General features: G+C 54.8%; 6 protein-coding genes, 2 tRNA genes and 3 rRNA genes. All 11 read left to right on the top strand.

What is annotated here, in order from left to right:
• The first annotated feature begins 387 nt into the window (after positions 1-387).
• The 11 genes from AB4O22_RS00780 (at position 388) to rrf (ending at position 12148) form a co-directional block, all read left to right on the top strand.
• Positions 388-2112: an acetolactate synthase 3 large subunit gene (locus AB4O22_RS00780; RefSeq protein ID WP_003205612.1), complete on the top strand. Its 1725-nt coding sequence runs from the start codon at positions 388-390 to the stop codon at positions 2110-2112.
• A gap of 2 nt (positions 2113-2114) precedes the next feature.
• Positions 2115-2606 (top strand): acetolactate synthase small subunit, encoded by a 492-nt coding sequence (ilvN, locus tag AB4O22_RS00785; RefSeq protein ID WP_003205610.1) that lies wholly within the window; start codon positions 2115-2117, stop codon positions 2604-2606.
• A 44-nt stretch (positions 2607-2650) separates the two neighbouring features.
• Positions 2651-3667, top strand: a complete 1017-nt coding sequence (gene ilvC, locus AB4O22_RS00790) for a ketol-acid reductoisomerase (protein WP_003185459.1) — start codon at positions 2651-2653, stop codon at positions 3665-3667.
• Between the two features lie 144 nt (positions 3668-3811).
• Entirely contained in the window at positions 3812-4657 is an 846-nt protein-coding gene (gene pssA, locus AB4O22_RS00795; RefSeq protein ID WP_013694218.1) for a CDP-diacylglycerol--serine O-phosphatidyltransferase, read from the top strand.
• Positions 4658-4732: 75 nt separating this feature from the next.
• Complete coding sequence (msrP, locus tag AB4O22_RS00800) at positions 4733-5746, top strand: protein-methionine-sulfoxide reductase catalytic subunit MsrP (protein WP_003205603.1); 1014 nt, start codon at positions 4733-4735, stop codon at positions 5744-5746.
• Entirely contained in the window at positions 5746-6366 is a 621-nt protein-coding gene (msrQ, locus tag AB4O22_RS00805) for a protein-methionine-sulfoxide reductase heme-binding subunit MsrQ (protein WP_003205600.1), read from the top strand. Before msrP ends, msrQ begins: the two co-directional genes overlap by 1 nt.
• A gap of 541 nt (positions 6367-6907) precedes the next feature.
• Positions 6908-8444, top strand: a 16S ribosomal RNA gene (locus AB4O22_RS00810).
• A gap of 123 nt (positions 8445-8567) precedes the next feature.
• Positions 8568-8644: transfer RNA gene (locus AB4O22_RS00815), tRNA-Ile, on the top strand.
• Positions 8645-8654: 10 nt separating this feature from the next.
• Positions 8655-8730, top strand: a tRNA-Ala gene (locus tag AB4O22_RS00820).
• Positions 8731-8972: 242 nt separating this feature from the next.
• A 23S ribosomal RNA gene (locus AB4O22_RS00825) occupies positions 8973-11864 on the top strand.
• A gap of 168 nt (positions 11865-12032) precedes the next feature.
• Positions 12033-12148: ribosomal RNA gene (gene rrf / locus AB4O22_RS00830) — 5S ribosomal RNA — on the top strand.
• The 16S, 23S and 5S rRNA genes sit together here with 2 tRNA genes alongside, the layout of an rRNA operon.
• Positions 12149-12295: the final 147 nt, after the last annotated feature.

Raw genomic sequence — 12295 nt, forward strand, 5'->3', positions numbered from 1 at the left:
ATGGGTTGCGCAATTGAAGCTAACACAGTTGCCGTTTAAAGGTTTTTTCTTGCGTTCTCATGCGCTTACTTCGAATAAAACACATAGACGACTTGACTTGAAGGAGGCGAAACAGAAGAATCCAAAGTCCGCTGTAGAGGGACTGCCAGAAGCAGACCCACTCAGCAGATCATGAGGCGCACATCCGCGCCGACCTGTTACACCCGCAACGCGTTACCTCGCGCTGGGTGGGAAAGGCCCGCAACACTTGGGACGATCCCAATACTTGCTCAGTCAGTGCTGACGTAGTCGGCGACCACCGTCGCTCATGCTCTGCCGAGAAGTAAACCTATTAAGACCCGTCCCTTTCTTGTGGGTCGGTATTCTGGCGTTTTAGAGGTGAACAACGTGGAGCTTTTATCTGGCGGTGAGATGCTCGTCCGCTTTTTGCGTGACGAAGGCGTCAAATATATCTACGGGTACCCCGGTGGTGCTCTTCTTCATGTCTATGATGCCCTGTTCAAAGAACCGGAAGTGACCCATATCCTGGTTCGTCACGAGCAGGCCGCCACCCATATGGCTGACGGCTATGCCCGTGCCACCGGCAAGGCCGGCGTGGTACTGGTGACTTCCGGTCCAGGCGCCACGAACGCCATCACTGGTATCGCCACCGCGTACATGGACTCCATCCCGATGGTGATCATTTCCGGCCAGGTGCCCAGCACCATGGTGGGTACCGACGCATTCCAGGAAACCGACATGATCGGTATCTCCCGGCCGATCGTGAAGCACAGCTTCATGATCAAGCACGCGTCGGAAATCCCGGAAGTCATGAAGAAGGCCTTCTACCTGGCAGAATCCGGTCGTCCGGGCCCGGTCGTGGTCGATGTTCCGAAAGACATGACCAACCCGGCCGAGAAGTTCGAATACATCTTCCCGAAAAAAGCCAAGCTGCGTTCCTACAGCCCGGCCGTACGCGGCCACTCGGGGCAAATCCGCAAGGCAGCCGAAATGCTCCTGGCGGCCAAGCGCCCTGTGCTGTACTCCGGTGGTGGCGTGATCCTCGGTGGTGGCTCCGCGCCGCTGACCGAACTGGCGAAAATGCTCAACCTGCCGGTCACCAATACGCTGATGGGCCTGGGCGCGTTCCCGGGCACCGACCGTCAGTTCATCGGTATGCTCGGCATGCACGGCAGCTACACCGCCAACCTGGCGATGCACCACGCCGATGTGATCCTGGCGGTCGGCGCACGTTTCGACGACCGCGTCATCAATGGTCCGGCGAAATTCTGCCCGAACGCCAAGATCATCCACATCGACATCGACCCGGCGTCCATCTCCAAGACCATCAAGGCAGACGTGCCGATTGTCGGTCCTGTAGAGAGCGTGTTGACCGAAATGGTCGCCATCCTCAAGGAAATCGGCGAGGTTCCAAACAAGGAATCCGTGGCCAGTTGGTGGAAGCAGGTTGATGAATGGCGCGGCGATCGTGGCTTGTTCCCTTATGACAAGGGTGACGGCAGTGTGATCAAGCCGCAGACCGTGATCGAAACCCTGTGCGAAGTGACCAAGGGCGATGCCTTTGTGACCTCCGACGTGGGCCAGCACCAGATGTTCGCTGCGCAGTACTACAAGTTCGACAAACCCAATCGCTGGATCAACTCCGGCGGCCTGGGCACCATGGGCTTCGGTTTCCCGGCGGCCATGGGCATCAAGTTGAGCTTCCCAGAGGCTGATGTCGCCTGCGTCACGGGCGAAGGCAGCATCCAGATGAACATCCAGGAGCTGTCCACCTGCCTGCAATACGGTTTGCCGGTGAAGATCGTGATCCTGAACAACGGCGTGTTGGGGATGGTTCGCCAGTGGCAGGACATGAGCTACGGCAGCCGTCACTCGCACTCGTACATGGAATCGTTGCCTGATTTCGTCAAGCTGGCAGAGGCCTACGGTCACGTTGGCGTGCGCATCACCGAATCGAAGGATTTGAAGTCGAAGATGGAGGAAGCGTTCGCCATGAAGGATCGCCTGGTGGTGATCGATATTGCGGTCGACACCAGCGAGCACGTCTACCCGATGCAGATCAAAGACGGCTCCATGCGCGATATGTGGCTGAGCAAGACGGAGCGTACCTAATCATGCGACATATTATTTCCCTGCTTCTGGAAAACGAACCAGGTGCGCTGTCTCGTGTTGTGGGCCTGTTCTCGCAGCGCAACTACAACATCGAAAGCCTGACCGTGGCGCCAACCGAAGACCCGACCCTGTCGCGTCTGACGCTGACCACCGTAGGGCACGATGAAATCATCGAGCAGATCACCAAGAACCTGAACAAGCTGATCGAGGTGGTCAAGCTGGTGGACCTGTCGGAAAGCGCTCACATCGAGCGTGAACTGATGCTGGTCAAGGTCAAGGCCACCGGCGCCCAGCGCGCCGAGATCAAACGCACTACCGATATTTATCGTGGGCAGATCGTCGATGTCAGCGCCAGCGTCTATACCGTTCAGTTGACCGGTACCAGCGACAAGCTCGACAGCTTCATTCAATCGATCGGCACTGCCTCGATTCTGGAAACCGTACGCAGTGGCGTCACCGGGATTGCCCGTGGCGACAAAGTACTGAGCATCTAACCAAATTAGCGAATGGCCTGAACGGCCGGATATAGGGGAAATTCATGAAAGTTTTCTACGATAAAGACTGCGACCTGTCGATCATCCAGGGCAAGAAAGTCGCCATCATCGGCTACGGCTCCCAAGGTCACGCCCAAGCGTGCAACCTGAAAGATTCCGGCGTTGACGTGACTGTCGGCCTGCGTAAAGGCTCGGCCACCGTTGCCAAGGCCGAGGCCCATGGCCTGAAAGTGACCGACGTGGCTTCTGCCGTTGCTGCGGCCGACCTGGTCATGATCCTGACCCCGGACGAGTTCCAATCGGCGCTGTACAAGAACGAAATCGAACCGAACATCAAGAAAGGCGCCACCCTGGCCTTCTCCCACGGTTTCGCGATCCACTACAACCAGGTTGTGCCACGTGCCGACCTCGACGTGATCATGATCGCGCCGAAGGCCCCGGGTCACACCGTGCGTTCCGAGTTCGTGAAAGGCGGCGGTATCCCTGACCTGATCGCGATCTACCAGGATGCGTCCGGCAACGCCAAGAACGTGGCCCTGTCCTACGCTGCTGGCGTGGGTGGCGGCCGTACCGGCATCATCGAAACCACCTTCAAGGACGAAACCGAAACCGACCTGTTCGGCGAGCAAGCCGTTCTGTGCGGCGGTACCGTCGAGCTGGTCAAGGCCGGTTTCGAAACCCTGGTTGAAGCTGGCTACGCGCCGGAAATGGCCTACTTCGAGTGCCTGCACGAACTGAAGCTGATCGTTGACCTCATGTATGAAGGCGGTATCGCCAACATGAACTACTCGATCTCCAACAACGCCGAATACGGCGAGTACGTGACTGGTCCGGAAGTCATCAACGCCGAATCCCGTCAGGCCATGCGCAACGCCCTGAAACGTATTCAGGACGGCGAATACGCCAAGATGTTCATCAGCGAAGGCGCTACCGGCTATCCTTCGATGACCGCCAAGCGTCGTAACAATGCCGCTCACGGTATCGAAATCATCGGCGAGCAACTGCGCTCGATGATGCCGTGGATCGGTGCCAACAAGATCGTCGACAAAGCCAAGAACTAAGTCGCGAACTTGATCGAAAAACGCGGCCTCGGCCGCGTTTTTTCGTTTGGGCGGTGGCTTCTGGTATAAAGCTGCATCGTTTGCGGCCGAACCGTCGTCCCAGACATCTGTCGAATTTTTTCACACCGTTGCAAGGTATTGTCCATGAGCGAACGTCCCGACGAGCCAAACCAGGCTCCTGACGCCGAAAGCCTGTTGCCCATCGATGAGCACGTCGAAGAAGGCCATGACGCTGAAGGCCGTAAGGTCCGGCATCGTGGCATCTATCTGTTGCCGAACCTGTTCACCACCGCGAACCTGTTCGCCGGTTTCTATTCCATCATCAGTTCCATGAGTGCCCAGGCTGCCTTGAGCGCTGGCGATAGCGCAGGGGCGAGCCGTTACTTCGCGTTCGCCGCCATTGCGATCTTCGTCGCCATGGTGCTCGATGGCCTGGACGGGCGCGTGGCCCGCATGACCAATACCCAGAGTGCGTTTGGCGCCGAATATGATTCGCTGTCCGACATGGTCGCCTTTGGCGTGGCTCCCGCCTTGCTGGCGTTCGGCTGGGCGCTGGGGGACATGGGCAAGGTCGGCTGGATGGTTGCCTTTATCTATGTGGCGGGGGCGGCATTGCGCCTGGCTCGTTTCAACACCCAGGTTGGCAAGGCTGACAAACGCTACTTCATCGGCCTGGCCAGTCCGGCCGCGGCGGGTGTCGTGGCAGGTGTTGTCTGGGCATTCAGCGACTACGGCATCCAGGGGTCGAAAATGTCGTTCCTGGTGGCGTTGCTGGTTGCGGCGGCCGGGATGTTGATGGTCAGTAATATCAAGTACAACAGCTTCAAGGAGCTGGATCTGAAGGGCCGTGTGCCGTTCGTGGCGATTCTGGCGGTGGTGCTGGTGTTCGCAGTGGTGTTCAGTGATCCGCCGCGTATCCTGTTGTTGGTGTTCCTGGGCTATGCCGCCTCCGGACCGGTGCAATACTTGTTGCGTCTTCGTCGACGCTAAACGTTGCCTTAATGTAATTTCCCCCATACTCCGCAGTCTATTGGTGCATCTGCCCTCCAATACTGCGGAGTTGTCATGCTGATCAAGATCCCTAAGTCGTCCGACTGCCGTGAATCGGACGTCACGCCCGAATCCCTCTATCTATCCCGTCGGCAAATGCTCGGTGCAACCCTGTCTGGCCTCGCCGTCAGCAGCTTGCCTCAATGGGCCAGTGCTGCCGATGCGGCGCGGTATGCCGATGTCGAGCCCGGAAAGGCGCCGTCCTGGTTTGCCGAGAAACTGCCTTCAGTCCAATGGGGCGCGGTCACGGTCAAGAATGAGCCCATCACGCCGTTCAAGGACGCGACCCATTACAACAACTTCTATGAGTTCGGAACCGACAAGGGAGACCCGGCAGCCAATGCCGGGTCGTTGAAGACCGAGCCCTGGAGCGTGGTCGTGGACGGGGAGGTGGGCAAGCCGGGACGCTACGGGTTGGAAGACTTCATGAAGCCTTATCAACTGGAAGAGCGTATCTATCGATTGCGCTGTGTCGAGGCCTGGTCGATGGTTATTCCGTGGATTGGCTTCCCCATCTCTGCATTGCTCAAGCAGGTCGAGCCGACCTCCAAGGCCAAGTACATCCGCTTCGAAACCCTGCAGGATCCCAAGGTCATGCCGGGGCAGCGTTCCGGTTTCGCCTTGATCAACTGGCCATATGTCGAAGGCTTGCGATTGGATGAGGCCATGAATCCGTTGGCTATCCTGGCGGTGGGAATGTACGGACGGGAGTTGCCGAACCAGAATGGCGCGCCGCTGCGGCTAGTGGTCCCATGGAAATACGGTTTCAAAAGTGTGAAGTCCATCGTGCGTATCAGTCTGGTGAGTGAGCAGCCGAAGACGACTTGGCAGAGCATCGCGTCTGACGAATACGGTTTCTATGCCAACGTCAATCCGACGGTCGATCATCCGCGGTGGACCCAGGCGCATGAGCGTCGTTTACCGAGCGGGCTGTTCAGTCCCAATGTTCGCGATACGTTGATGTTCAACGGCTATCAGGATGAAGTCGCTTCTTTATATGCAGGGATGGACCTGAGGAAGGACTACTGATGCGTTTTCCAGTCTGGCGAATCGGCGTCTTCATCGCGGCGGCGATCTGGCCCTTGTTCTGGCTTTACGAGGCCTTGATGAACTCGCTGGGTCCTGACCCGGGCAAGGTGCTGGTGGATCGGCTCGGGTTGGGCACGTTGATCCTGTTGTTGATCACCTTGAGCATGACGCCGCTGCAAAAGCTGACGGGATGGGCAGGGTGGATTGCGGTCAGGCGGCAGTTGGGGTTGTGGTGCTTTACTTATGTGGTGCTGCATTTGAGCGGGTATGCGGCGTTCATATTGGGGTTCGACTGGTCGCAGCTGGGCGTCGAGTTGAGCAAGCGGCCTTACATTATTGTCGGGGCGCTTGGCTTTCTCGGCCTGCTGGCGCTGGCGGTCACATCCAATCGCTACAGTCAGCGGCGGCTTGGCGTGCGCTGGAAGAAATTGCATCGCCTGGTTTATCTGATCCTGGGGCTTGGGTTGTTGCATATGCTGTGGATCGTGCGGGCAGATCTGAAGGAGTGGGCGATATACGCCTTTATAGGGGCTGTACTGTTGATGCTGAGAGTCCCGCCGGTTATGCGTCGGATCCCGCGTTTGCTGGGTAGGAAAGTTCCTTCTGCAACAAAAGCGTAATTAGGGGTTGACGGCAGATTCTGGAAGTCTATAATTCGCCCCACTTCCGGCGCAGTCGAAACGGAAAACTCCTTGATATTCAATGAGTTAAGTAGGTTTCGAAGGTGTTGGGCTTCAGTTCATCGAAGCCCGGAAGGAGCAGATAGAGCGGTGTTGTTTGGCTCTATCGGCGGTTCGATCTTCTCGGTCGAAAGCGGTGAAAAAGAGGTGTTGACAGCAGCGAGTAACGCTGTAGAATTCGCCTCCCGCTAACGAGAGATCGGAAGCGCAAGTGGTTGAAGTTGCAAAGGAAACTTTGAAAACTTCTTAAAATAACCGCTTGACAGATGCACGGGGCGCTGTAGAATGCGCGCCTCGGTTGAGACGAAAGGCTCAGCCAACCGCTCTTTAACAACTGAATCAAGCAATTCGTGTGGGTGCTTGTGGGGTCAGACTGCTAGTCAACAGATTATCAGCATCACAAGTTACTCCGCGAGAAATCAAAGATGTAACCAACGATTGCTGAGCAAGTTTAGGGTTTTCTCAAAACCCAAAGATGTTTGAACTGAAGAGTTTGATCATGGCTCAGATTGAACGCTGGCGGCAGGCCTAACACATGCAAGTCGAGCGGTAGAGAGGTGCTTGCACCTCTTGAGAGCGGCGGACGGGTGAGTAATGCCTAGGAATCTGCCTGGTAGTGGGGGATAACGCTCGGAAACGGACGCTAATACCGCATACGTCCTACGGGAGAAAGCAGGGGACCTTCGGGCCTTGCGCTATCAGATGAGCCTAGGTCGGATTAGCTAGTTGGTGGGGTAATGGCTCACCAAGGCGACGATCCGTAACTGGTCTGAGAGGATGATCAGTCACACTGGAACTGAGACACGGTCCAGACTCCTACGGGAGGCAGCAGTGGGGAATATTGGACAATGGGCGAAAGCCTGATCCAGCCATGCCGCGTGTGTGAAGAAGGTCTTCGGATTGTAAAGCACTTTAAGTTGGGAGGAAGGGCATTAACCTAATACGTTAGTGTTTTGACGTTACCGACAGAATAAGCACCGGCTAACTCTGTGCCAGCAGCCGCGGTAATACAGAGGGTGCAAGCGTTAATCGGAATTACTGGGCGTAAAGCGCGCGTAGGTGGTTCGTTAAGTTGGATGTGAAATCCCCGGGCTCAACCTGGGAACTGCATTCAAAACTGTCGAGCTAGAGTATGGTAGAGGGTGGTGGAATTTCCTGTGTAGCGGTGAAATGCGTAGATATAGGAAGGAACACCAGTGGCGAAGGCGACCACCTGGACTGATACTGACACTGAGGTGCGAAAGCGTGGGGAGCAAACAGGATTAGATACCCTGGTAGTCCACGCCGTAAACGATGTCAACTAGCCGTTGGGAGCCTTGAGCTCTTAGTGGCGCAGCTAACGCATTAAGTTGACCGCCTGGGGAGTACGGCCGCAAGGTTAAAACTCAAATGAATTGACGGGGGCCCGCACAAGCGGTGGAGCATGTGGTTTAATTCGAAGCAACGCGAAGAACCTTACCAGGCCTTGACATCCAATGAACTTTCCAGAGATGGATTGGTGCCTTCGGGAACATTGAGACAGGTGCTGCATGGCTGTCGTCAGCTCGTGTCGTGAGATGTTGGGTTAAGTCCCGTAACGAGCGCAACCCTTGTCCTTAGTTACCAGCACGTAATGGTGGGCACTCTAAGGAGACTGCCGGTGACAAACCGGAGGAAGGTGGGGATGACGTCAAGTCATCATGGCCCTTACGGCCTGGGCTACACACGTGCTACAATGGTCGGTACAGAGGGTTGCCAAGCCGCGAGGTGGAGCTAATCCCACAAAACCGATCGTAGTCCGGATCGCAGTCTGCAACTCGACTGCGTGAAGTCGGAATCGCTAGTAATCGCGAATCAGAATGTCGCGGTGAATACGTTCCCGGGCCTTGTACACACCGCCCGTCACACCATGGGAGTGGGTTGCACCAGAAGTAGCTAGTCTAACCTTCGGGAGGACGGTTACCACGGTGTGATTCATGACTGGGGTGAAGTCGTAACAAGGTAGCCGTAGGGGAACCTGCGGCTGGATCACCTCCTTAATCGACGACCGCAGCTGCTTCATGAGCTCCCACACGAATTGCTTGATTCATTGAAGAAGACGATAGAAGCAGCTTTAAGCTCCAAGCTGATAGCTCATAGCTAACAGTTACAAGCTCGAAATTGGGTCTGTAGCTCAGTTGGTTAGAGCGCACCCCTGATAAGGGTGAGGTCGGCAGTTCGAATCTGCCCAGACCCACCAATTTTGTAATGGGGCCATAGCTCAGCTGGGAGAGCGCCTGCCTTGCACGCAGGAGGTCAGCGGTTCGATCCCGCTTGGCTCCACCATAAACTGCTTCTGAAAGCTTAGAAATGAGCATTCCATCAAAGTGATGGTGAATGTTGATTTCTAGTCTTTTGATTAGATCGTTCTTTAAAAATTTGGGTATGTGATAGAAAGATAGACTGGACGTTACTTTCACTGGTAACGGATCAGGCTAAGGTAAAATTTGTGAGTTGCTCTCATGAGCAAGATCGAATTTTCGGCGAATGTCGTCTTCACAGTATAACCAGATTGCTTGGGGTTATATGGTCAAGTGAAGAAGCGCATACGGTGGATGCCTTGGCAGTCAGAGGCGATGAAAGACGTGGTAGCCTGCGAAAAGCTTCGGGGAGTCGGCAAACAGACTTTGATCCGGAGATGTCTGAATGGGGGAACCCAGCCATCATAAGATGGTTATCTTGTACTGAATACATAGGTGCAAGAGGCGAACCAGGGGAACTGAAACATCTAAGTACCCTGAGGAAAAGAAATCAACCGAGATTCCCTTAGTAGTGGCGAGCGAACGGGGACTAGCCCTTAAGCTTCTTTGATTTTAGCGGAACGCTCTGGAAAGTGCGGCCATAGTGGGTGATAGCCCTGTACGCGAAAGGATCTTAGAAGTGAAATCGAGTAGGACGGAGCACGAGAAACTTTGTCTGAATATGGGGGGACCATCCTCCAAGGCTAAATACTACTGACTGACCGATAGTGAACTAGTACCGTGAGGGAAAGGCGAAAAGAACCCCGGAGAGGGGAGTGAAATAGATCCTGAAACCGTATGCGTACAAGCAGTGGGAGCCCACTTTGTTGGGTGACTGCGTACCTTTTGTATAATGGGTCAGCGACTTATTTTCAGTGGCGAGCTTAACCGAATAGGGGAGGCGTAGCGAAAGCGAGTCTTAATAGGGCGTCTAGTCGCTGGGAATAGACCCGAAACCGGGCGATCTATCCATGGGCAGGTTGAAGGTTGGGTAACACTAACTGGAGGACCGAACCGACTACCGTTGAAAAGTTAGCGGATGACCTGTGGATCGGAGTGAAAGGCTAATCAAGCTCGGAGATAGCTGGTTCTCCTCGAAAGCTATTTAGGTAGCGCCTCATGTATCACTGTAGGGGGTAGAGCACTGTTTCGGCTAGGGGGTCATCCCGACTTACCAAACCGATGCAAACTCCGAATACCTACAAGTGCCGAGCATGGGAGACACACGGCGGGTGCTAACGTCCGTCGTGAAAAGGGAAACAACCCAGACCGTCAGCTAAGGTCCCAAAGTTATGGTTAAGTGGGAAACGATGTGGGAAGGCTTAGACAGCTAGGAGGTTGGCTTAGAAGCAGCCACCCTTTAAAGAAAGCGTAATAGCTCACTAGTCGAGTCGGCCTGCGCGGAAGATGTAACGGGGCTCAAACCATACACCGAAGCTACGGGTATCACGTAAGTGATGCGGTAGAGGAGCGTTCTGTAAGCCTGTGAAGGTGAGTTGAGAAGCTTGCTGGAGGTATCAGAAGTGCGAATGCTGACATGAGTAACGACAATGGGTGTGAAAAACACCCACGCCGAAAGACCAAGGTTTCCTGCGCAACGTTAATCGACGCAGGGTTAGTCGGTCCCTAAGGCGAGGCTGAAAAGCGTAGTCGATGGAAAACAGGTTAATATTCCTGTACTTCTGGTTATTGCGATGGAGGGACGGAGAAGGCTAGGCCAGCTTGGCGTTGGTTGTCCAAGTTTAAGGTGGTAGGCTGGAATCTTAGGTAAATCCGGGATTCCAAGGCCGAGAGCTGATGACGAGTTACCCTTTGGGTGACGAAGTGGTTGATGCCATGCTTCCAAGAAAAGCTTCTAAGCTTCAGGTAACCAGGAACCGTACCCCAAACCGACACAGGTGGTTGGGTAGAGAATACCAAGGCGCTTGAGAGAACTCGGGTGAAGGAACTAGGCAAAATGGCACCGTAACTTCGGGAGAAGGTGCGCCGGTGAGGGTGAAGCACTTGCTGCGTAAGCCCACGCCGGTCGAAGATACCAGGCCGCTGCGACTGTTTATTAAAAACACAGCACTCTGCAAACACGAAAGTGGACGTATAGGGTGTGACGCCTGCCCGGTGCCGGAAGGTTAATTGATGGGGTTAGCTAACGCGAAGCTCTTGATCGAAGCCCCGGTAAACGGCGGCCGTAACTATAACGGTCCTAAGGTAGCGAAATTCCTTGTCGGGTAAGTTCCGACCTGCACGAATGGCGTAACGATGGCGGCGCTGTCTCCACCCGAGACTCAGTGAAATTGAAATCGCTGTGAAGATGCAGTGTATCCGCGGCTAGACGGAAAGACCCCGTGAACCTTTACTATAGCTTTGCACTGGACTTTGAATTTGCTTGTGTAGGATAGGTGGGAGGCTTTGAAGCGTGGACGCCAGTTCGCGTGGAGCCATCCTTGAAATACCACCCTGGCAACTTTGAGGTTCTAACTCAGGTCCGTTATCCGGATCGAGGACAGCGTATGGTGGGTAGTTTGACTGGGGCGGTCTCCTCCTAAAGAGTAACGGAGGAGTACGAAGGTGCGCTCAGACCGGTCGGAAATCGGTCGTAGAGTATAAAGGCAAAAGCGCGCTTGACTGCGAGACAGACACGTCGAGCAGGTACGAAAGTAGGTCTTAGTGATCCGGTGGTTCTGTATGGAAGGGCCATCGCTCAACGGATAAAAGGTACTCCGGGGATAACAGGCTGATACCGCCCAAGAGTTCATATCGACGGCGGTGTTTGGCACCTCGATGTCGGCTCATCACATCCTGGGGCTGAAGCCGGTCCCAAGGGTATGGCTGTTCGCCATTTAAAGTGGTACGCGAGCTGGGTTTAGAACGTCGTGAGACAGTTCGGTCCCTATCTGCCGTGGACGTTTGAGATTTGAGAGGGGCTGCTCCTAGTACGAGAGGACCGGAGTGGACGAACCTCTGGTGTTCCGGTTGTCACGCCAGTGGCATTGCCGGGTAGCTATGTTCGGGAAAGATAACCGCTGAAAGCATCTAAGCGGGAAACTTGCCTCAAGATGAGATCTCACTGGGACCTTGAGTCCCCTGAAGGGCCGTCGAAGACTACGACGTTGATAGGCAGGGTGTGTAAGCGCTGTGAGGCGTTGAGCTAACCTGTACTAATTGCCCGTGAGGCTTGACCATATAACACCCAAGCAATTTGTAACCTCCGAGCTGAAAAGCGAACGAGACCAGATTGCGGTGTGTGAAGACGAAACGAACCGAAAGTTCGAATCTCACAAAACACCGAAGCTATCACATACCCAATTTGCTGAAGCGAGGCCAACTGGCCACGACTCAGTACCCGAATTTCTTGACGACCATAGAGCATTGGAACCACCTGATCCCATCCCGAACTCAGCAGTGAAACGATGCATCGCCGATGGTAGTGTGGGGTTTCCCCATGTGAGAGTAGGTCATCGTCAAGATTAAATTCGAAACCCCTATCTGCTGATGCAGGTAGGGGTTTTGTTTTTGCGCCCAGGAAAGTCTGCGAAAGCTCGTGATAAATTTGCACAGTTATTTCCGAGCCGGAGCACTAGAATAGCCCCACCTTAGCTGAGCCAGAGCTGTTT

The sequence above is a fragment of the Pseudomonas sp. S3_B11 genome (assembly GCF_054667715.1).

Excerpts from the sequence above, each read along its gene's own strand:
- ilvN (WP_003205610.1), top strand. The coding sequence starts at position 2,115 with ATGCGACATATTATTTCCCTGCTTCTGGAAAACGAACCAGGTGCGCTG.
- ilvC (WP_003185459.1), top strand. The coding sequence starts at position 2,651 with ATGAAAGTTTTCTACGATAAAGACTGCGACCTGTCGATCATCCAGGGC.
- pssA (WP_013694218.1), top strand. The coding sequence starts at position 3,812 with ATGAGCGAACGTCCCGACGAGCCAAACCAGGCTCCTGACGCCGAAAGC.
- msrP (WP_003205603.1), top strand. The coding sequence starts at position 4,733 with ATGCTGATCAAGATCCCTAAGTCGTCCGACTGCCGTGAATCGGACGTC.
- msrQ (WP_003205600.1), top strand. The coding sequence starts at position 5,746 with ATGCGTTTTCCAGTCTGGCGAATCGGCGTCTTCATCGCGGCGGCGATC.